Origin of the sequence: Methylophaga sp. (assembly GCF_048266885.1) — a bacterium.
Lineage (GTDB): Bacteria > Pseudomonadota > Gammaproteobacteria > Nitrosococcales > Methylophagaceae > Methylophaga.
On sequence record NZ_JBLWYR010000016.1, the window covers coordinates 1 to 21,787 of the forward strand.

Here is a 21,787-nt window from a genome sequence, read left to right on the forward strand (position 1 = left end):
CCACAAGTGATGGTTAGGATGCAGCTTGACGTAACCTTCAGGAGCGGTAGTTAATTCAATATCACCCTCTTCAGAAGCAGCTACCACTTTATCTACATCAAAACTACCGGCTTTCTCAACCGCTGCTTTCCACAGCCAAGGGCCAAGGTAAGCGGCTTGTGTAACGTCACCGATAACACTGTCATCGCCATGCATTTCTTTAAATGCTTTCACGAATGCAACGTTGTTCTCATTATCTTGGCTTTGGAAGTACTTCATAACTGAATAAAAGCCTTCCAGATTTTCACCACCAATACCTAATACTTCATCTTCCGTTACTGATAAGGTCAGTAATGTTTGATTTTTAGAAGTAATACCTGCCGCATTCAATTGTTTGAACCAAGCAACGTTACTACCACCAACCACTGCAGCGAAGATAACGTCAGGCTTTCTCAAACGAATTTTGTTGATAACCGAACCGAACTGGGTATCACCTAAAGGTTTGTACTCTTCACCAACCACTTTACCGCCCAGCACTTTTTCAATGTGAATACGTGCAATTTTCATTGAGGTACGTGGCCAGATATAGTCAGAACCAATCAGATAGAACGTTTTGGCACCTTTTTCTTTGGCAACCCAATCCAAACCTGCAAGGATCTGTTGAGTAGCTTCTTGACCGGTGTAGATCACGTTTTTAGATTGTTCCAGACCTTCATAGAATGTCGGGTAATACAGCAAACCATTTTCTTTCTCGAAAACCGGTAAAGCAGCTTTACGCGATGCGGAAGTCCAGCAACCAAATACCGCAGCTACATTGTCATTTACCAACAGTTTTCTGGATTTTTCAGCAAATGTTGGCCAATCACTAGCACCATCTTCCTGGATGATTTGGATTTGACGGCCGAGGATACCGCCACTTTCATTGATCTGTTTGATAGCCAGTTTTTCTGCTTCTTGAGCACCGGTTTCACTGATCGCCATGGTGCCGGTTAAAGAATGCAGGATACCCACCGTTACTGTGTCATCCGTTACTGCCATGCCGGTAGTGTTGACTTCAGCAGTCGGATAATCCGCCGCCATTGCACTACTGGTAATAAAACCAGCAGCTACCATTGCACTAAGCAGTGCGCCGGTTTTGCCTAAAAATTTTCGTCGACTAAAGTAGCTCATCGTGTATCTCCTGTTAGCAAAATTAGAGTGAACAACGTTGTTCCGTACGGTTTGTTTTGGGGGCTCAATGACCGAGCATCCAGGGTCTTGCGGTTTTCTTTGTTTGCATCATCAGGCCATTCGGATTGCTTTTGGCCTGTGCTGCTTTTTTGGCTTTATCCGTGGTATCGGTTTTACAGGTATGTGTTCCTGAGCAACCGCAGCTGGAACGTCGCACTTGTTTCGGTTCATGAGCGGACTTTTCATTACGCTCATTGGCCACACGCGTGTTACGGTCCATCAAGGCAAGATAGGGTGCGCTGATAACCCGCACCGCCATCTCACCACATTCAACACATTCCACTGACTCACCGGCTTCACTCATTTTGCGAAGCGCGCTGAAATCGCCACACTGTTCACATCGGTAGTCATATATCGGCATAACGTGATATCCCGCTTAAGATGTCGAACTTAAGTCAAAACCCTGAGTGACAAATTGCGATGGGCCATCTGCCGTCGGGTTGATGTTGAAATCAAAGATTTCTGTTGGGATCCATAACGTGGCACACGCATTCGGAATATCTACCACGCCGCTAATGTGACCTTGAACTGGGGCAGTACCTAGAATCGATAGTGCTTGCTCACCTGTGTAACCGAATTTCTTCAGATATTCGATGGCATTCAGGCAGGCTTGACGATAAGCAACATGTACATCCAGATAATGCTGTTTACCTTGCTCATCAACCGAAATACCTTCAAACATCAAGAAGTCACTGTAAGTCGGTGTTAAAGGACTGTTTTTGAATAGTGGGTTTTTGATGCCGTATTTCTTCACACCGTCTTTAATCAGGCTAACCTTAATATCCAGATAACCGGCCATTTCGATAGCACCACAGAAAGTGATTTCGCCATCACCTTGTGAAAAGTGAAGGTCGCCCATGGACAAGCCACCATCTTTCACATAAACCGGGAAGTAGATTTTAGAACCCTTAGTTAAATCTTTGATATCGCAGTTACCGCCGTGCTCACGTGGCGGTACGGTACGAGCACCTTCTTTTGCTGCTTTGGCTGCTTCATCACCTTTCAACCGGCCCATTACTGCAGCCTGTTCATTTGGTGGCAGTGCTAAAGGTGGAACCCGATCCGGTTCGGTTGCAATCAATTCTGCTTCACGTTTGTTCCATTCGGCCAACATCTCTTTCGATGGCAAACAACCAATCAAACCTGGGTGCATAATGCCTGCGAATTTAACGTTAGGCACATGACGTGAAGTGGTGTAAATTCCGCTAAAATCCCAGATGGATTTACGTGCTTCAGGGTAATGGTCGGTTAAAAACCCACCACCATTTTCTTTTGAAAAGAAGGCGTTAAAACCCCATTGTGAATCTTCAAAAGTACCGACATCTAAGATGTCGACCACCATCAAATCACCAGGCTCTGCACCTTCCACCCCAATCGGGCCGCTGAGATAGTGGACTTGTAACAAGTCCACATCACGAATGTCATTGGCACTGTCGTTATTACCGATCTGGCCACCAGTCCAATCCATACATTCCACACGGAATTCATCGCCCGGTTTCACCATGGCAATCATCGGAATATCAGGGTGCCAGCGATTATGAATTTGACCATCCTGTTCCCAGGGTTTTTTATCTAAATCAAGTTTTACTAAAGTTTTCATCGGTATCTCCTACGTTGAAGAAACGTTTTGCTAAGTAATATTTGGATTAAAATTGCAGCTGCATTGAAACGACGAATTGATCTTGATCCGCCAATCCTTCTCTTTCCAGGTCGCGATAAACGGCGGTAACGGATGCGTTATAGCCATCAATGAAGTAGTTCACACCAAAGTCTGTACGCTCAGTTTCGCCAGCATCAGAATCAAAGTTTTGGTAGCGAACGAATGGCATAAATTGGCCCCAACCGACTCTTTGGTTGAAGATATAACCAGTACTGACGTAGTAAGCTTCACCTTGTTCTGAAAGGAAGACATCATCGGTGTCATAGTCGAAGTAGGCGGCTTCCAGTGATACAGCACCCGCGGCAAGTTTCTTCTCAACTAGCAAATCAACTGTCCACTGAGAATAATCACCTACTTCAGTTGCTGAAGCAGACCCATCGCCTTTATGGCGTCCTGCCAAACCAATGGTGAAAATATCTTTAGTGCCAAGATAGTTACCGGTGCCGTAATAGCCTGGCTCCTTATCCCAGAAGCTGTATTGCAAACGACCGGCATACATTAGGTCATCATCTTGTTCAGCATTATCGGTAACGTCGCCTACCCCACTGAACTCAAAAATTTTGTCGGCTTCAAACGCTCCGAATGAATAAGCCAATCGTTGATCAAATGCGGTGGCAACCAAAGCCACACCATCATCACGGCCGATAGTGCCGCCATTCCAGCCATAACGAGCTGTAATGTTTGCCCAATAACCGTCACCAGATGTGTAGTAAGGTCCCGCCATGTTGGCGCGTGAGCTTGGAGACAAGAAACGACCTGCCCAAATAGCCATATCAGGGGTAAACTGGAAAATACCCGCAGCATCGATAACTTGGAAAGAATCATTACCACCGGATTTTTCCGAGTTAAACATACCTTTGATGTATTTATTTAACGAACCCGAAACATATAAACGGGCACTGTCCAGTTCAAAATCATTTGAGTTGCCGCCATCGTTTGCCGCATCTTCAAGATTGCTATAGCTGCCACGCATACCAAACCCAACACTGATGTACTGATCTTCACCAAAAGTGATGGTGCCTGCAGCATGAGTAGTAGCAATTGGAGCTAGGGTAGCGGTTGTGGCCAAGGCGACCAAGTAGGCGACTTTGTTCATTTTTTTCATTTTTTCTTCTCCCGAAAATCTCACCATAATAAAAAGCGTCGTTGTTGAATTCGCCTCGGTGCTCATCAACCATTAAGTTCGAGAGCCATACTAGTCAGCTGGGTCTAGTGCTTAAATACGTCAAATTGCGTACATGGGTTACGTAGGGTTTCAGTTACTCTTTGGTGAAGTCTTAAACAACAGATCGTTAAGGAGGAAAAATGAAACACCAATCCATTCACACAATTGGTGCTCTGTGCCTATTTGGTAGTTTGTTAATGCTGTCTGGCTGCGGGGGTGAGTTCAGTTATAAACGAGGGGCAACGGCAACAGATTTTCAAAGTGAAAAAGAGCGCTGCGAATCTGATTCAAGCACTGAAAAAGAGATTGATGCATGTCTGCAACAACAAGGCTGGTTAGTGGTAGGTCCAGATAAACCCTTAATTCCACTCAGTCGCGGAGAAACCAAGACCATTGCCGTAGCGGATGATGCCATGGCTGAAGTTGACGACAAACCCGTTGATCCTATGGAAAAATTACAGGTTAATTCGTGGTGGCGGATGGGCGCTGGCCCAGAAAAATTAATGGCTGATAGTGAAGCTTGTGTAGCTGAACTAGGTGAAGAACATTCACCAGAAGCCAATATGAGCGTGGTCACCAGAGGATTACTAGGCTGTATGCAGAAAAAGGGATGGGCTGCATTGTTGCAACAACAATGAACGGCTAATCAGAACTAAAAGCTGTTGTGTGGGCTGCAATATTGACCCTTTCGGGATTTAGGGCATAAGTATTGCAGTCCCACCTTCATTACTATCCGAAGAAGGGGAAATGAGCATGATGCAGCTGTGGCGTGATTATGATCCCGGTGAGTTCTATGATGAGCTGATGTACGATCAACATCAGCCAAGACACTTCAGCTATAAGTTGCTGGATTATCTGAAATCCATGCGTAGAGAGGCTTTCGAACAGCGCATTGTGGATTCTGAGCTCGAAATACTTGAGCGTGGTATTACCTTCACGGTGTACAGCGATGCGGGCAATATTGATCGTGCTTGGCCCTTCGATATCATTCCTCGCATCATTACTAAACGCGAATGGGACTGCACCGAAAAGGGGCTGGTGCAACGGATTCGTGCTTTAAATATGTTCATTAATGACATCTACAATGAGGGCAACTTCATTCGAGATGGACTGATTCCAGAAGATGTCGTATTACAATCCAAAGGTTACCGACCTCAATGTAAAGGTATGCAACCGGCACATGGGATTTGGGCACATATTTGTGGGTCTGACTTAGTTCGCGATGACAACGGCACGATGTATGTTTTGGAAGATAATTTACGGGTGCCTTCCGGTGTGGCGTATATGCTGGAAAACCGTAAAACGACTAAGCGGGTGTTACCCGAATTATTCAAACTACTGCACATCAGTCCGGTAAATGACTATCCCTCACACCTATCGGCCATGTTGGCTTCTTTAGCACCTGATATTGCTCACCCCACGATGGTGTTACTCACTCCTGGTATCTATAACTCAGCGTATTTCGAGCATGCCGCATTGGCACAACAAGCCGGCTTGATCTTGCTTGAAGGAGCTGATCTGACAGTTGCCAATGATGGGTATGTCTATATGAAAACCATTCATGGGCTGGAACGGGTCGATGTTATTTATCGACGTATTGATGATGATTTTATTGATCCGCTGGTATTTCGCGAAGATTCCACCTTGGGCATACCCGGAATTATGCAAGCTTGGCGAGACGGTAAGGTCGCTATTGCCAATGCACCTGGCTGTGGAGTTGCTGATGACAAAGTGATTTATGCCTATGTCCCGGCGATGATCCGTTATTACTTGAATGAAGAACCTTTGTTACCAAACGTACCAACCTGGATGTGTCGAGATCCCGACCAATTACAGCACGTTCTCGACCATTTACCGGAACTTGTCGTTAAACCTGCTAATGAGTCCGGGGGGTATGGTATGTTGGTGGGTCCACATTCCAGTGAAGAAAAAATTGAAGAGTTTCGTCAGTTATTAATTGCCGATCCCAACAACTATATTGCTCAACCAACTCTCAAACTATCGGTCTCACCCACTAGTTGCGGAGACCATATTGCGCCTCGTCATGTGGATTTACGGCCGTTTATCCTGTCCGGTAAAGATAACTATGTCACACCTGGCGGATTAACTCGGGTAGCCTTGGTCAAAGGTTCGCTGGTCGTCAACTCCTCGCAAGGTGGCGGCAGTAAAGATACCTGGATAGTCGATGATTCATACTTTGGGGGACTGAGCTAATGTTGTCGCGGGTTGCAGAACGGGTTTATTGGCTGGCTAGGTATTTGGAACGGGTGGAAAACACTGCCCGGCTCATCAATGTTCATACTGGGTTATTGATGGACTTACCTCGGGACGTCGAAATTGACTGGTTTACGCTAGTGACCATTTTCGATGCTGATATGTTCTATCACGCTAACTTTGATCAGATTAATGAAAATAATGTGATGCAATTTTTGCTGGCAGAACCCAACAATCCAATTTCGCTACTTAATTCTCTATCGGCTGTTAGAGAAAATGCTCGAACTTCTTTAGATATCCTGCCGGAAGAAACCTGGGAACAGGTGAACGAACTGTATTTACTGGTTAAAAATGAAATGGCCGCGATCAGTAATCGTCGGCGGCGTCAGCAATTGCTGCTGACCATTATGGAACGTTGCCAAACGGTGTGGGGCATATTGGCAAATCATATGAGCCGTAACCATGCCTATCATTTTATGCAAACAGCTAAACATCTGGAACGTGCGGATATGACCAGTCGAATTCTGGAAATGACCTCATTGTTGATGGCCGAAAATCGCAGTGAATCATTGCGTGCTGCAGAAGGCATTTTGTGGACACATTTATTACGCGCATTAAGTGCTCAGCAGATGTACACTCAAGCGCATAGCTCATCGATGAATGCTGATGGCGTGTTAACGTTCTTAATACGCGACGAAGCATTTCCGCGGTCATTATTCTTCTCGTTAAAAGCGATTGGACGTTATATATGGCCCTTGCCGCAGTCCACCTCAACCTTGGAACATCATCAAATAATTATGTCCGAAATATTTACAGAGAGACTGAACGAACTGCCGGCCGAAATGATCCATACCCGCATGGATGAATTGCAGGCCAAGCTTGCGGATTTGAGCAGTCAAATCAGTCAACAATGGTTTCATCCCGATAGATCTGTGGCATGAGACGGTTCTATTGCCACTGCGGGCAAGAAGTTTTTTTTGATAATACTTACTGCAACAGCTGTAACAGTATTTTAGGTTTTGATCCCGAGCAGCAAAAGCTCATCAGTATCGAGCCTTACAAAGGCCAGTTCCGCTCGGTGAAAAATCCGGAGAAACGCTATAAACGCTGCGTTCATCATCAACACCAGATGCAGTGCAACTGGTTATTGTCTACCGATGATAACTTTACCCAATGTCTATCGTGCCGTTTGACACGAGTCATTCCCAATCAAAACTATCCTTACAACGTTAAACGATGGTCGGTATTAGAGTCAGCAAAACGCAGGATGCTGTATGGCCTGCTCAGGCTTGGCTTACCGATCGATAACTGGCCAGCTGATGATATTCAGCGACTACAGTTTCACTTTCTGGAAGATCAGATAAGTAATCCTATTGATGGCCATGAGCAGGTTTTCAGTGGTCATGCTGCAGGCGTCATCACGCTTAATGCTTCCGAGGCCGATAATAGCTATCGCGAAGCTGCGCGTGAGGCGATGAATGAACCTTATCGAACATTATTAGGTCATTTCCGCCATGAAATCGGTCATTTTTATTGGGATAAATTGATTAAAAATCAGTCAATTTATAACGATTTTAAAGCGTTATTCGGTGATGATACCGTTGATTATCCGCAGGCGTTAGCGGCTTATTATGAGGCTGGTCCCCCCGAAGATTTTCAACAGGAATATATCTCGGCCTACGCCAGTGCACATGCGCTTGAGGACTGGGCGGAAACATGGGCACATTATCTTTTAATGCACGAAACGTTGGAAACGGCTGTAGCCTTTGACGTTATTAGACAGGCCGAGATGGATCGGGAATTTCATGTATGGTTATCGGAATGGATGCAATTGGTGTTGGTGTTAAACGCGCTGAATAGAAGTATCGGTAATGTCGATGCTTATCCCTTTGTGGTTTCAACTAAAGTACAAAAGAAACTGCAATTTATTCATGATTTGATGCATCGAGAGTAACCTTTAACCACATTATTACTTACTGTTCGCTGAATCTAGGCATCTCGGTAAAGGCTTGACGGAGTTTATCACCCCAAGCCTTTCTTAATTCAATCAGATAGGCATTCTCGACGCCAAACCGATAGTGAGCACTTAGATCATAACTGTCTTTTTTATACATCAGCACTTCAATCGGTGGACCGACACTGACATTACTCTGCATGGTGGAGTCCATGGAAATCAGTGAACAGGTGGCCGCATCCAGCAGAGAAGTATCCGGCCGGATAAAACGATCCAAAACCGGTTTGCCATATTTGCTTTCACCAATCTGCAAATAAGGGGTCTCTTTCGAGCTAGTGATATGATTGCCCTGTGGATAAATCATGTAAGCCTGCGGAGGGCCACCCTGAATTTGACCAGCCAGTAACAAAGTCGCTTCTGGGGCAAAGCCAGATGCTTCATTTTCAGAGTATCGGCGAATACGGCTGCTGAGAATTTCACCGATATAGTCGGCGGTATCGGATAAATAACTTAAGGTATTGAGATTTCGCGCTTGGCCTTCATGGATATCCCGGTGGATCTGCTCCACCACAAATTGTGTCGTCGCTAAATTACCTGCACTCAACAACACTAAACACCGGTCTGCATGCGTTTCGAAACGTGTCATTTTGCTATAAGTACTCACCTGATCGATTCCGGCATTGGTTCGGGAATCGGATGTCAGCACTAATCCGGCATCTAAGGTAATGGCTACACAATAAGTCATACACGCCTCTGAAATAATCTTGTCAAAGATAGTCGTAAATCTTCAGTAGGGCAATAATAGAAACCGATTTAATGCCTTTTTTCAGAAAATTATTTTTGCGGTTAAAGGTAAGTGATCCGAGGCTTGGTATGCTAATGCAGATTTATGAACCGATAATTTAATTTGGCACCGTTGTGGGGCAATCCAGATTCGATCTAAAGCAAAAATCGGCCAGCGGGCCGGAAACGTCGCTAAATGGGGTTGCTTACTAAAATGTCGATGCAGCCAGCGCAATGGTCTACCCCAGAGTAACCACTCATTTACGTCGCCTAATAAACAACTAATATCAGCTTCTTGTTGCGATTTAAGATCTAATAACTGTTTAACTTGCCAACGTCGTTCTGCCGGTTTCAAACCTAGATGTGTGGCGATGATTTGTAATTCATAGCCCGAAGCATCAAACGTGGCTTCTATAGCGCCTCGTGGTTCATACCCTGTTACCGATAAATCGATATGTTTGAATGATCTTATAGGCAGTCGGCTGAGCAAAGCATTGCCATAATGACGGGTTTCCCGAAACAAAGTCGGACCAGCTATTGCTTCATGCCCCGTTTGATAAGCGAGATATTCCAACAGATCCAGATCATCAATAGAGTGATGCTCGACCTCTTGCAAGGCAATAATGTCGGCATCAAGCTCTCGTATAACCGCAGCAATTCTTGCGGGATCAAAACGACCATCCGCTCCAATACAGGCATGAATATTATAAGTCGCTATTGTGAGTGTTTTTGGTGGGGTTATTTCAGTCACGTGTCTGTTGAAATTCTATTCAGCCATTTTTTAACGCCGTACAGTAAGGCACCAATAAAAAATACCACCACTACGAACACGGCAATTTCTATTGGTTCGGGTTGCTGAACAACTCTGAGTAAAGAGTTGGCAAAAACGGTTATTGCCAAGATACCGGGCAACATTCCAATTAAAGTCCCTAAGATAAAATCTCTAAATTTTATGTGAGACGCTCCAGCCACCAAATTGATCAATGTAAAAGGTGCTACGGGAATAATCCTGACGGTAATAATTGCCATCACACCATGATTTGCTAACCTTTTAGATAAACGATTTAATTTTGAGCCGGCCATTTCAGACACACTAGTGCGCCCCAACCAGTGGCCTAAGATATAGGCCAAAGTTGCACTTAATAATGACCCTGCAAGTGCATAAATACTGCCAGGCCATGCACCAAAACTAATAGCAACGGTAACAACCAATAAGGTCAACGGGATAGCGATAAGACCAGCAATCGCAAATACGGTGATGACAATGACAGGCGTAAATGGATTGTCATTTAAAGCACTGATCCACTGTTTCATGTTTTCTGGCGTCAAAAGTTCATTTAACGGTGTCCATTTCCATAATGCCGTCATGGCAATGACTGCCAGTAAAACCAGTGCTGCGATAATAATTTGTTTTTTGGGGGATTTTGGTTCGTCTATCGGCACCAGCTTACGGCTCATTTGAACTGAATCGACTGGTCGTTCAGGATCGATGTAATCAGCTGTTGGGGTCAAACCATCAATGTCTTCATCAATCTCACAGTCCAATGAGCGAAGTGTTCTAGAGGCATTTTCTCGGGCATCAATTAACGTGATCAATGATCCATGCTCTGATAGCAGATCTTCAAGCTCATCGCTCCTCAGTCCGAGATGCTCACAGAGTAAACGCTGACGAAATGCTTTTATCGCATGGGTCTGTTCTTCGTTTTCTGCTTCGATTGCCAAATCACATTCACTATCCAATCCCATCGACCGGTTGCTCAGATTGGCTGAACCGACACGCAGAAAAACATCATCCACAATGAGCAGTTTGCTATGCAAACTAATGTAGGCTTCTCCCAAATCCTCATAGTGGGGATAACACACCCTAAGCTGTCCATACTTGTCAGCCTCAAATAACTTTCTGCTCACTCTGGAACGCAATACATCCATGGTGTGTTGTTCAAGCCATCCCCCTGTCATTTTCGGACATACAATCACCACTTGCAGTCCCTTGTCCTCAGTTAAGCGCTGCGCTAAGACTTCAGCGACTTTCCATGATGTAAAATACTGATTTTCTATATAAATTAGATTTTTCGCCGCGGCGATCGCATCCAAATATAACGTTTCGACTTCAGTAATTTCAGCTTGACCTTTAAACTCAGGCAGGGTCCGGGCGATGGCGATGTTCACTTTATGAAAATCAGGTTCAATATCATCCGGCCAGATATCTTTGCCGTCTTGCTTAATTTCTGGAAGCTGTTCTCCTGTTGCTTTGAACCAACGGTCTCGTGCGAGCTCGGCAAGGTTCTTGGCTGCCTCACCATCCACCATCATCTGCATATCATGAAACGGCGGATAAGCTTCCTTATCCGGATCAATACGCCGATGATCTTCAGGGGCATGTTCACTGGTATCCCAACGATGTTTTCCGGGATCAATGCCACCACAAAAAGCTAGTTTGTCATCAACAACAACAACTTTTTGGTGCTGCGAACCTCCAAATGGACACTCACCATCTAGCTGATAATGCAGACGATCTTGTTTTTTCCAGCCGGGCCTGAACAAAGGCAACCATTCTCGCTCAAGCGTATAGAGCATGGCCCAATCCCAGTTCAGAATATAAACATTTAAATCAGGTCGTTTATCGAGCAAGGTATTTATTAGATTACCTAATTCCGCGGGGAGATCAGATTTTTGCTTTCCACGGAGTAACTCCAACCGACTATCGATGTCCCATGCCAATATGTAAACGGCATATTGGGCCTGACTGATAGCGTTATGAAGCGTTCCAAAGTAATTCTCACCATCTACCAGTAATGCTGCTCTATCAGCATTGACATAACGCCAACAATTTTCTTTAAGGCGAATAATTTTTTTGTCATGCATACAAGAAACAAGCTCCCAGCGAGGATCGACTATCTATCAAGACTACCATAGCAATATTGAATAACAATTTACCCAGGTTAACGACCTAATTTCATTAACCTAACGGCATGGCTAGGATTATCGGCGACTAACGAAAATACCTCATTGCCAATGCCACCAATATCACGACCGGTAGGAAACGACCGACCAGATAAATACGCCATTCCCACCAATGAGAGTCTGTTCCTAACACCGAATGAATTCTAATTGGAGGGATAAACCAGCAAAATAATGCCGCTCCAATGACTCCAGACAACAAAATGACATTGCCACCTGCAATGCGATCCACTATGTCCAACACGGGTTCACCTGCAATTTGTAAATTGAGCGGGGTAAAGCTTAATGCTGATGCTGATCCGAATAGCACCATTAAGGCTGCAACGAGCATGACGGCTTTGAGATTGGTCAAAGAAAATTCTTCTGTAAAGGCTGAAACAATGACCTTTAAGCCTGCAAGTGTTGAGGTAAACGCCACAGCAAAAAATAATGTAAAGAAAACTATACCGATAATTGAGCCACCGGAAAGCTCGGCAAATACCTTAGGCATGGTAGCAAATGCTAATTGAGTACCTTCATCAGGCGATAAGCCTTGACTGAACACAAAAGGGAAAATCATCCAGGCAGCGAGCAGTGCCACTACAGTTTGAAACATCGCAACGATAATACAGGCTCTGGGAAGATTAGTTTTACGGGGAATATAGCTGCCATAAGTGATCAAATAACCTTGACCAATTGCCAACGTATAAAATGCCTGCCCAAAAGCAAATACCCATAATTCGCCATTGCCCATTTTTGTCCAGTCAAACTCAAAGAAGAAATTCACGGTTTGCTGCCATCCAGATGTTTTGCTGGCGGTCACCACCAGAAAAATCATCACGATGAGTAATATCGGCATCAGAAACTTTGACAGACCTTCAATCGCTTTTAGCCCTTTGATTAAAACGATAGAAGCCAATGCGATAATGCCCAGAAAATACCAAAAACTGTTATAGCCCTGAGTAAACTCATCAAAGACTCGCAACTCTCCTCGAGCCGCATCAATGCTATAGCCTAATGTCCACCCAGTAATGACTAAATAATAGCTGGTAATGGCAATGGTAATACTCACAACAAACCAACCGTAAGAGCTTCCCAGCCGGTTAATTTGCCTGAAGGTCGCCACGGTATTGCCGTGAGTAAGTCGCCCAGCAGCCACCTCCAACATCATAATGGGCAAAACAACAATAAATAATGCGAGTAGATAGGCGATGACAAAAATACCGCCACCGTTTTCGCCTACGATATAGGGAAATCGCCATAAGTTGCCAAGCCCCACCGCAGCAGCGGCCATAGAAGCAATAAAGGCTGGCTCAGAACTCCATTGATTTCTCGACTGTTGGATAAAACGTTGATCTGACATAAAAAATCTCTTCCGCTTCAAACCTATTGAAGTTGATCGGATTAAATGTATTAGAAAAAATTATTGTGGAATAACGCGATAGTAGCCGCTTCTACCTCGCATTAATAAAGCTGGTGTTTTGGCGGGTAACATCTCGTCTGCACTTTCTACCGCTTGAATGACGGCAATCTTGTTACCCGTGGGCTTGTCCAAGATATATTCTACGCCGAGCTCTGACTTTATCTTCTCATCAAAAAGCTGTCCCGCCAACGCCCCACCGACTAAAGCAATAATTGTAATCGCCACACCAGCCGGATTATCTGCCTGAGTAATGCCATAAGCCGAAGCTCCTGCAACTGTAGCGCCTACTGCTGCCCCCCAACCAGGCCGTTTATCGCCTAAGCCCTCAATTTTGACCATTCGCGATGAGATGATCCAAACATCCTCAATGGCCATGATTTCTCCTACCTCATCGGCATAATAATTACTCTGCGATCGTGATGCACAGCCATTGATAAATGGAAGAAGAATGAGAAAGATGAAACACCATTTGGTTAAGTCACGAGACATATCGAGCTCCAATAGTTTTAATGAACCAAACTACTTTGAGTTATTTAGTAACGATAAATTCAACCTGGCAGCAGATTCATTTAGTTTGATAATTTTTTAGCCCGTTTCACAGACTGCACTTGCGCCTTCCATGCAGGTTCCAGTTCAAACTGTTGGCACCAGCCTTGAACATCAGCGGCAGGCATTGGACGGGCTATTTGATAACCTTGCGCCAGTTCACAGCCCATTGATAACAACATTAGACCATGCTCAATGGTTTCGACGCCTTCAGCGACAACCTGTCGATTGAATGCCCTAGCCAAACTAATCACACCCTCCACAATGTTGTAATCATTGGCATCCACCAGCATATCCCGGACAAAACTCTGATCAATCTTCACTGAGTTTGCCGCCAAATGGCGAAGATGAGTTAATGAAGAATAGCCGGTACCGAAATCATCCAGAGCAATCTGCACACCAACCAACTCACGACACTCATCAATGATCCGACTCAGCAGCTGCACATCACCCAATGCACCACTTTCCAGAATTTCCAATTGCAATGAGGCCGGTTTAATATCTGGAAAGCGGCTCAAGGTTTGTTGTAGGGATTCGATGAAGTTATTGGCATGCAAGTGATTTGCGGCAATATTGACACTTACCAAGATCGATAAGCCGTTCTGCTGCCATTGTTGCAACTGCTGTAACGCGGAATCAATAACCCACAAGCCCAAATCAAATTCCAATTCACTGCCTTCGACATCAGACAGAAACTCATTGGGATAGAGCAATCCCCGCTCCGGATGCTGCCAACGAATCAATGCTTCTACTGCAATGATTTCGCCGGTTTTCATGTTGATTTCCGGTTGATAATGTAAAACAAACTCGTTGTTCAGCAAGGCTTCGCGGAGGCGTTGAACAACATTATGTTTATGTACAACTTTTTGATTAATCTCGGGATTAAACAGTCTGAAAGTGTTCCGTCCAGTGATTTTTGCCTGATACATGGCCTGGTCTGCATGGCGCAGCAACGTATCTAAATCAACGTTATCCATGGGATACAAGGCGATACCACTGGAAGCACTGATCATAATCCGAAGATTATTTATCCAATAGGGCTCAGCCAAGGCCTGATGCAATCTGGTCAGCAACTGGTCACACTGCTCAAAAGAATTGATATCTCTGAATAAAATAGCAAACTCATCCCCACCAAAGCGGGAAATGGTATCTTCTTCTCGCACACTAGCCCGTAAACGATTGGCCACTTCAACCAGCAATAAATCACCAACATTATGGCCGTGAGTATCGTTGACCGGTTTAAAGTCATCCAAATCCAAAAAGCAAACACCTAACCAAGTGCCCAACCGCTGACTATGGGCGACCGCCTGAGCGAATCTGTCAGCAAACAATATCCGATTAGGTAAATGGGTCAGCACATCGTAATGCGCCATTAACTCAAGCTTTTCCTGCTGTACCTTGGACTGGGTGATATCAGAAAACAAACCCACATAGTGTTGGGTATGGCCGTGTGGATCTTTCATTAAAGAAATCGTCAACATCAAGGCATATAAATGCCCCTCTTTGTGACGATTCCAGATTTCACCTTGCCAGTAATTTTTACTTTCCAGGCTTTGCCACATTTGCTGAAAAAACGCATCATCATGCTTGCCTGATTTCAACATGGCAGGCGTATTTTGCAGAGCTTCTTCAACGGAATAGCCGGTTATTTCGGTAAAAGCAGGATTAACTTGCAGAATACGGCCTTGAGTATCGGTGAGCACAATGCCTTCATGCGCCTGACTGAAAATCTGTTCTGAAAAATGGATTTGCTGCTCGGCCAATTTATGGGTGGTGATGTCATACACCACCAGCAATAGCTCATTATTCACCGCATCATGTAACGGTGACACAGAAAGCAAGGCAAGTCGCTCACTACCATCCAGACATGTGATATTAAGTTCAACAGAAGCTTTAGGTAAGGTTTTTGCACCAAGATTGGCGTCCCACCAATCATTAATAGCTTTCAATAAGCTTTTGGGTATATTTGTTTTATTCCACCATAATGCCAGTGTCGGTAAATCACGCAAGGAATAGCCATAAAGCCCGGTAAATGCTGGGTTGATAAAACTTATCTTACGGTCTCGTCCGACCAAAATGTAGGGAACTGGAGAGGAATCAATTACTTGCCTGAATTTTAGATTGGCCAAAGACGCTGAAAACATAAAGCGAATAAAGGCCGTCAATAAGGCAAAAACGGCCAGGGCTGTTCCATATATCAAGATTCTGGATTGCCATACACTGTTTTTATTGGCGTTCCAGCCACCTTTTGGTTGTCCGGCGAGTGACCAATAACCTTCCGGCAGAGCCAACGGCATGGTTAATGGCTCATTTTCAAATAAGGCGGCATCACCAAAAAACACCTCACCTTGGGCGCCAAGACCATCTTTGCCACGGATGGCAATATCTATTGGTAACTCCGTATTATTTAAACCAGATGCTTCAAAAAACTTTTCAGCATCAATAACCGCAGAGATGATGCCCCAGAAATATTCTTGTCCCGTTTCATCAAACAGATAAACGGGTATTCGGGTGATTAAGCCCAAACCGCCTTGTTTTAACTCAAGTGGACCTGCCAGGACTAATTTTCGAGTGTCTCGGGCGCGCTCTGCAGCCGCAGATTGGGAAGGTTCTTGACGATAATCCAAACCTATAGCCTGCTCGTTGCCCGCCACGGGATACATATAGCGAATCACCATATCCGGAGCAGCAGCGACATTACGTAACTGAGTGTGCTTGCCAATCAAATGACTCATGGCAATTTCAAACTGTGCTTGCGTTAATTGTGGATTAACCGCAAACAAGCCCGGCAAACCTCTGACAATTTGAATGTGATTTTGTAAGTTAGTGACTAGATTGTTGTGATAGTGACTTAATTGTTGTTGAACCTTCGATTGCAGAGCATTGGCTGTTCGATCCTGAATAACATGATCCAGATAAATCGCCGCCACCAAAATGAGCAATGCGATGGTGGCAATCATGCTATTAAAAACCAGTTTAGTTGCTATTAAAAATCGCATTACTCATCCGTCAGAACCCTTTGCCAGCAGAGCATAGCTGGCTGGATACGTTACATTGAAAGTTCATTATTAGACTATTTATCACTATAAAAAAAATTAATTACTTAATGCTGAGGTGTGCATCACAACGTGAGCTTAGGAATAAAGGTTAACATTCATCACCCTTTTCCTCCCAAACCTTGATTTATCAGGCACTTACAGTAACAATGAAACCTCGCATAAATACTGCCTTAATTCCATCTGCCAATTTTGAAAATCTGGATGAATTGGTTAATGGACAGATGATCAATCAAAAACGGACGCCTAGTGCTTCAAATCGAATGGTAAAACGTAAAGTTATCCCTGCCTATATCGCTACGTTTGCTGATTTAATGACGTTGTTATTGTGCTTTTTTGTGTTGCTTTTATCGATGTCGGAATTGGATGTTATCCGCTTAAAAATGGTGGCTCAATCAATGGATAATGCTTATGGGGTTACTCCCCCTGAAGTACCAGAAACTATTCCAATGGGAACCTCCATTATAAAACAAACCTTTTCGCCAAACCCTTCTGATGTGACCGTTATTCAACAAGTGAGACAGACGGGCGATCCAACTAAACCCATTCTTAATACCAATGATCTCAATTTGTATTTGCAAGCCAAGCAGCAACGCCAGTTGATGCAAATTAAACAAGCATTGCAAAAACAAATTGATGAAGGAATATTGCAAGTAGAAACTCGTGAAGATAGAGTGGTTATCACTATTGATGAACAAGCATCTTTTCCCTCTGGGCTTGCTTCAATTAAACCCGCCTTTTTACCAGTATTGAAAACTATTGCGGAAGCTCTGGCAGAGACGGATGATCCTTTAGTCATTTCCGGGCATACTGATAACAGGCCTCTCAGTACATCTCAATATCGTTCCAACTGGGAATTATCAGGATCACGGGCAACTTCTGTATTACATGAACTCTTGCGCTATCCTGAATATCAAGCTGAACGATTTCGTGTTGAAGGCTACGCCGATACACGTCCTATCACAGAAAATGACACGGATTCTGGTCGAGCACGCAACCGAAGGGTAGAAATAGCTGTCCTCACTCAATAAGGTCTGTGATGCCTTGATTATTTATGGTACAACCAAGCAATGACGCGATGATTGCTCCGCCCACTCAGAGGACCTAGGAACACTCCATGAAAACATCTGATCTGCTGGTTAAAGCGTTAGAAAACGAAGGGGTCGAATATATTTTTGGTATCCCTGGCGAAGAAAACCTCGATTTCCTTGATTCATTACAACATTCCACCATCAAACTGATCATTACCCGACATGAACAAGGTGCGGGATTTATGGCTGCAAATTACGGACGGTTAACAGGCAAGCCCGGAGTCTGCTTATCAACATTGGGGCCTGGTGCAACCAATCTGATTACCCCGGCGGCGTATGCCCAGCTGGGCGGTATGCCGATGCTGATCATTACCGGGCAAAAACCGATTAAGGCCAGTAAACAGGCTTTATTCCAGATTGTTGATATCGTCAATATGATGCGTCCCATCACCAAGTTCACCAAACAGGTGGTACATGGCAATACCATTGGTGCTGTGGTGCGAGAGGCTTGTCGTATTGCAGTTCAGGAACGTCCAGGTGCTGTGCATATCGAGTTACCCGAAGATATTGCAGCCGAGGAAGTTCAGGACAGAATTTATGTGGTGGAAAATATTCGACGTCCGGATGCCGATAACACGGCGATAAAAGATGCGTTGGAAATGATCCGCAAAGCCAATATGCCGCTGTTATTGATTGGTGCCGGCGCAAATCGTAAACGTGCCAGTAAAGCATTAACTCGGTTTGTCGAAAAAACGGGTATTCCATTCTTTAACACCCAGCTCGGTAAAGGCGTTATTGATGAACGTCATGACAGCTACCTGGGCACAGCCGCTTTATCTGAGTCTGATTACTTGCATTGTGCTATTGAACGGGCCGATCTGATTATCAATGTGGGTCACGATGTGGTGGAAAAGCCTCCTTTCTTTATGAAAGACGGCGGCGCACCGGTTATTCATATCAATTTTCAACCAGCTGAGGTCGATCCGGTTTACTTTCCACAGCTGGATGTTATCGGCGATCTGGCTACCTCTATCAACCGTCTTTCTGATGCATTATCACCACAATCAAATTGGGACTTTTCCTATTTCTATCGCGTAAAACAAGAAGTTCAGCAACGGCTTGGTTTATATAGTGAAGATGATCGCTTTCCGATTTTGCCGCAAAGCGCCGTGACCACAATTCGTGCAGCACTTGGCGAAAAAGATATCCTGGCGCTGGATAATGGGCTCTACAAAATCTGGTTTGCCCGCAATTATCAGTGTTATGAAAACAACACCTTATTATTAGATAACGCATTGGCAACCATGGGGGCTGGTTTGCCTACAGCGATGTTAGCTAAATTATTGCACCCTGAACGTAAAGTCGTTGCTGTATGTGGCGATGGCGGCTTTATGATGAACTCACAGGAAATGGAAACTGCAGTGCGGCTTAAGCTGGATCTAGTGGTCATCATTTTGAATGATAATGCTTACGGTATGATCAAATGGAAACAACAGGGCATGGGGTTTAATGACTTCGGTTTGAGTTTTAACAATCCCGACTTTGTGAAATATGCTGACAGTTATGGCGCCTTTGGTCATCGCCCCAGTAGCTATATCGAGTTTGATAAAATGCTGCGTGAAGCCATTAACACCCCTGGTGTACATTTAATTGATGTCGCCATCGACTACTCTCTCAACCACTCAATTCTCAATGAGGGGTTGAAACAAAAAATCTGCATTTTATAAGGAAGCCTTATGTCTACCGCTCCCCACTTCGCTCTGAGCTTACCCGGTGTAAAAGCCAAGCAATGGGCTAAGATTGATGTAACCAATCCCTTCAATGATCAGCTTATCGCCACGGTAGATGTGGCTGATAGCAGTGCCGTCGAAACCGCTTTACACACCGCACACAATTTATTTACTGATAGAAGCAAATGGCTTTCTGTTACTCAGCGTATCTCTATATTAGAAAAATCAATCGAATTAATGCAGCAACAAGCTGAGGAGTTGGCCAAAGGCGCTGCCGAAGAAGGCGGTAAGCCATTGATTGATTCTAAAGTTGAAATGGTGCGCTGTATCGACAGCATTCGTCATTGTATGGATACGCTGCGCCATCAAACTTCACATCCCGTTCCAATGGGTGTAAATCCGGCTTCTCAACACCGTTTGACGATGTTACATAAAGAACCGATTGGCGTAGTGGTGGCCATCAGCGCCTTTAATCATCCGTTAAATCTAATTGCTCATCAGGTCGGTCCAGCGATTGCGTCAGGCTGTCCGGTCATTGTTAAGCCCGCAGAAAACACACCGTTATCTTGTTTCCGTTTGGTCGAGATCTTCCACCAAGCTGGTTTGCCAGCTGAATGGTGTCAGGCTTTATTAACCGAAAACCATCAAGTTGCAGAACAACTCGCCACCGATCCCAAAGTGGCTTTTGTCAGCTTTATCGGCAGTGCCAAAGTGGGCTGGTATTTGCGCTCCAAGCTGGCGGCAGGCACTCGATGTGCATTGGAACACGGTGGTGTAGCACCAGTCATTGTTGATGAAAAAGCTGATGTTGATGCCGCAATACCCGGACTGGCTAAAGGCAGCTTCTATCATGCCGGTCAGGTGTGTGTATCAGTACAACGTATTTTTGCTCATCACTCTATTGCCCGTGATTTAGCCGAAAAATTAGCGGCGGCAGGCAATAAAATGCAGATCGGTGATCCGTTATCGGATCAAACTGAAATTGGGCCTTTAATCCGTAGCAGTGAAGTGACCCGTGTGAATGACTGGGTACAGGAAGCCGTCAAACAGGGTGCAGAATTATTATCTGGTGGGACCACATTGGAAAACAATTGTTATTCAGCCACTGTTATATTCGATCCACCTGCTGATGCTAAAGTCTCCAAAAACGAAATTTTTGGTCCAGTAGTCTGCGTTTACCCCTATCAGGATGTTGATGAAGCCATAAAAGAAGCCAATAGCCTCGACTTTGCTTTTCAGGCATCCGTTTATAGCCAAAATATTGATAATGCCATGTATGTAGCAGAGCGACTGGATGCTTCGGCTGTGATGATTAATGAACATACTGCATTCAGGGTTGATTGGATGCTTCGGCTGTGATGATTAATGAACATACTGCATTCAGGGTTGATTGGATGCCATTTGCCGGGTTAAAACATTCTGGGCATGGCACGGGTGGCATTGCTTATAGCATGGAAGATATGCAAGTAGATAAGATGATTGTGCTCACCTCTAAAAGTATCCCTTAGGTGTGAACCCCATATTGCAGACAAAAAGAGACCGCCCGAGGGCGGTCTTAAAATTTGAGAGAGAAAAAAAGTACTTCTTGCTACTGCGTCATTGCCCGTAACATCCAGGCCGTTTTTTCATGGATCCGCATGCGGTCTGATACTAATGCCAACGACGATTCATCATCTGCTGCTTCTGCCACTTTCAATACTTCACGGCAGGTTTTTACCACTAATTCGTGGTTGTGCGTCAGAGTTTCTGTCATTTCCACCGCATCAGGAACACCATCCTTTTCCTTGATCGAACTTAATTCGGCAAATGCTTTATAAGTACCTGGTGCTGAGACACCCAAGGTTCTGATTCGTTCCGCGATATCATCAACAGCCGTTGCCAATTCGACATAATGCTCTTCAAACATAAGATGTAGTTCACGGAACCGAGGGCCTGTCACATTCCAATGAAAGTTATGGGTCTGTAAATACAGGGTATAGGTGTCAGCAAGCAATTTCTTCAGGCCTTCAGCTACCTTTTCTCTGTCTTTTTTATTAATACCAATATCAATCGAACTCATACATTTACCTCCTGATA

General features: G+C 44.6%; 19 protein-coding genes. 8 read left to right on the forward strand and 11 right to left on the reverse strand.

The genetic code is table 11. The annotated features are described in order from the left end of the window. The 4 genes from ACN0V2_RS09060 to ACN0V2_RS09075 form a co-directional block, all read right to left on the reverse strand. Nucleotides 1-1,149: transporter substrate-binding protein (locus ACN0V2_RS09060; protein WP_417550489.1), on the reverse strand; the 1,149-nt coding region annotated here is incomplete at its 3' end. Between the two features lie 64 nt (nt 1,150-1,213). Continuing rightward, a complete protein-coding gene (locus ACN0V2_RS09065) occupies nt 1,214-1,570 on the reverse strand; it encodes an FmdB family zinc ribbon protein (protein WP_417550490.1) in 357 nt (118 codons plus the stop codon). 15 nt (nt 1,571-1,585) lie between these two features. Continuing rightward, a complete protein-coding gene (fmdA, locus tag ACN0V2_RS09070; RefSeq protein ID WP_339776845.1) occupies nt 1,586-2,809 on the reverse strand; it encodes a formamidase in 1,224 nt (407 codons plus the stop codon). A 46-nt stretch (nt 2,810-2,855) separates the two neighbouring features. After that, the gene (locus ACN0V2_RS09075) at nt 2,856-3,974 is read right to left on the reverse strand and encodes a porin (protein ID WP_417550491.1); all 1,119 of its coding nucleotides are present in this window, start codon (nt 3,972-3,974) and stop codon (nt 2,856-2,858) included. Nucleotides 3,975-4,174: 200 nt separating this feature from the next. Here ACN0V2_RS09075 and ACN0V2_RS09080 point away from each other — a divergent pair, with 200 nt between their 5' ends. The 4 genes from ACN0V2_RS09080 to ACN0V2_RS09095 all read left to right on the forward strand — a co-directional run bounded on the left by ACN0V2_RS09080 (nt 4,175) and on the right by ACN0V2_RS09095 (nt 8,202). Continuing rightward, nucleotides 4,175-4,672 carry a hypothetical protein gene (locus tag ACN0V2_RS09080; RefSeq protein ID WP_417550492.1) on the forward strand — a complete coding sequence of 166 codons (498 nt, stop codon included), beginning with the start codon at nt 4,175-4,177 and terminating at the stop codon, nt 4,670-4,672. 115 nt (nt 4,673-4,787) lie between these two features. Beyond that, a complete protein-coding gene (locus ACN0V2_RS09085; RefSeq protein WP_417550493.1) occupies nt 4,788-6,248 on the forward strand; it encodes a circularly permuted type 2 ATP-grasp protein in 1,461 nt (486 codons plus the stop codon). After that, nucleotides 6,248-7,189 (forward strand): alpha-E domain-containing protein, encoded by a 942-nt coding sequence (locus ACN0V2_RS09090; protein WP_417550494.1) that lies wholly within the window; start codon nt 6,248-6,250, stop codon nt 7,187-7,189. Before ACN0V2_RS09085 ends, ACN0V2_RS09090 begins: the two co-directional genes overlap by 1 nt. Next, nucleotides 7,186-8,202, forward strand: coding sequence for a zinc-binding metallopeptidase family protein (locus ACN0V2_RS09095; protein ID WP_417550495.1), 1,017 nt, complete (start codon nt 7,186-7,188; stop codon nt 8,200-8,202). Before ACN0V2_RS09090 ends, ACN0V2_RS09095 begins: the two co-directional genes overlap by 4 nt. 19 nt (nt 8,203-8,221) lie before the next feature. Here ACN0V2_RS09095 and ACN0V2_RS09100 read toward each other — a convergent pair whose 3' ends face one another. The 6 genes from ACN0V2_RS09100 to ACN0V2_RS09125 all read right to left on the reverse strand — a co-directional run bounded on the left by ACN0V2_RS09100 (nt 8,222) and on the right by ACN0V2_RS09125 (nt 16,893). Next, a complete protein-coding gene (locus ACN0V2_RS09100; RefSeq protein WP_417550496.1) occupies nt 8,222-8,947 on the reverse strand; it encodes a proteasome-type protease in 726 nt (241 codons plus the stop codon). Between the two features lie 81 nt (nt 8,948-9,028). Then, the gene (locus tag ACN0V2_RS09105) at nt 9,029-9,736 is read right to left on the reverse strand and encodes an endonuclease/exonuclease/phosphatase family protein (RefSeq protein WP_417550497.1); all 708 of its coding nucleotides are present in this window, start codon (nt 9,734-9,736) and stop codon (nt 9,029-9,031) included. Further along, nucleotides 9,733-11,850 carry a VTT domain-containing protein gene (locus ACN0V2_RS09110; RefSeq protein WP_417550498.1) on the reverse strand — a complete coding sequence of 706 codons (2,118 nt, stop codon included), beginning with the start codon at nt 11,848-11,850 and terminating at the stop codon, nt 9,733-9,735. Before ACN0V2_RS09110 ends, ACN0V2_RS09105 begins: the two co-directional genes overlap by 4 nt. A gap of 127 nt (nt 11,851-11,977) precedes the next feature. Continuing rightward, nucleotides 11,978-13,288: a sodium-dependent transporter gene (locus ACN0V2_RS09115; RefSeq protein WP_417550499.1), complete on the reverse strand. Its 1,311-nt coding sequence runs from the start codon at nt 13,286-13,288 to the stop codon at nt 11,978-11,980. Between the two features lie 60 nt (nt 13,289-13,348). Next, the gene (locus ACN0V2_RS09120) at nt 13,349-13,837 is read right to left on the reverse strand and encodes a hypothetical protein (protein WP_417550500.1); all 489 of its coding nucleotides are present in this window, start codon (nt 13,835-13,837) and stop codon (nt 13,349-13,351) included. A gap of 80 nt (nt 13,838-13,917) precedes the next feature. After that, nucleotides 13,918-16,893 (reverse strand): EAL domain-containing protein, encoded by a 2,976-nt coding sequence (locus ACN0V2_RS09125; RefSeq protein WP_417550501.1) that lies wholly within the window; start codon nt 16,891-16,893, stop codon nt 13,918-13,920. Nucleotides 16,894-17,099: 206 nt separating this feature from the next. Between ACN0V2_RS09125 and ACN0V2_RS09130 the strand changes: the two genes are divergently transcribed. The 4 genes from ACN0V2_RS09130 to ACN0V2_RS09145 all read left to right on the forward strand — a co-directional run bounded on the left by ACN0V2_RS09130 (nt 17,100) and on the right by ACN0V2_RS09145 (nt 21,219). Further along, nucleotides 17,100-17,981: an OmpA family protein gene (locus tag ACN0V2_RS09130; RefSeq protein ID WP_417550502.1), complete on the forward strand. Its 882-nt coding sequence runs from the start codon at nt 17,100-17,102 to the stop codon at nt 17,979-17,981. An 86-nt stretch (nt 17,982-18,067) separates the two neighbouring features. Beyond that, nucleotides 18,068-19,708 (forward strand): acetolactate synthase large subunit, encoded by a 1,641-nt coding sequence (locus tag ACN0V2_RS09135; protein WP_417550503.1) that lies wholly within the window; start codon nt 18,068-18,070, stop codon nt 19,706-19,708. Nucleotides 19,709-19,717: 9 nt separating this feature from the next. Beyond that, entirely contained in the window at nt 19,718-21,070 is a 1,353-nt protein-coding gene (locus ACN0V2_RS09140; protein ID WP_417550504.1) for an aldehyde dehydrogenase family protein, read from the forward strand. A gap of 35 nt (nt 21,071-21,105) precedes the next feature. After that, complete coding sequence (locus ACN0V2_RS09145; RefSeq protein WP_417550566.1) at nt 21,106-21,219, forward strand: hypothetical protein; 114 nt, start codon at nt 21,106-21,108, stop codon at nt 21,217-21,219. A gap of 80 nt (nt 21,220-21,299) precedes the next feature. On the opposite strand, the gene ACN0V2_RS09150 is transcribed toward ACN0V2_RS09145, so the two are convergent. Beyond that, nucleotides 21,300-21,770 carry a Dps family protein gene (locus ACN0V2_RS09150; protein ID WP_417550505.1) on the reverse strand — a complete coding sequence of 157 codons (471 nt, stop codon included), beginning with the start codon at nt 21,768-21,770 and terminating at the stop codon, nt 21,300-21,302. Nucleotides 21,771-21,787: the final 17 nt, after the last annotated feature.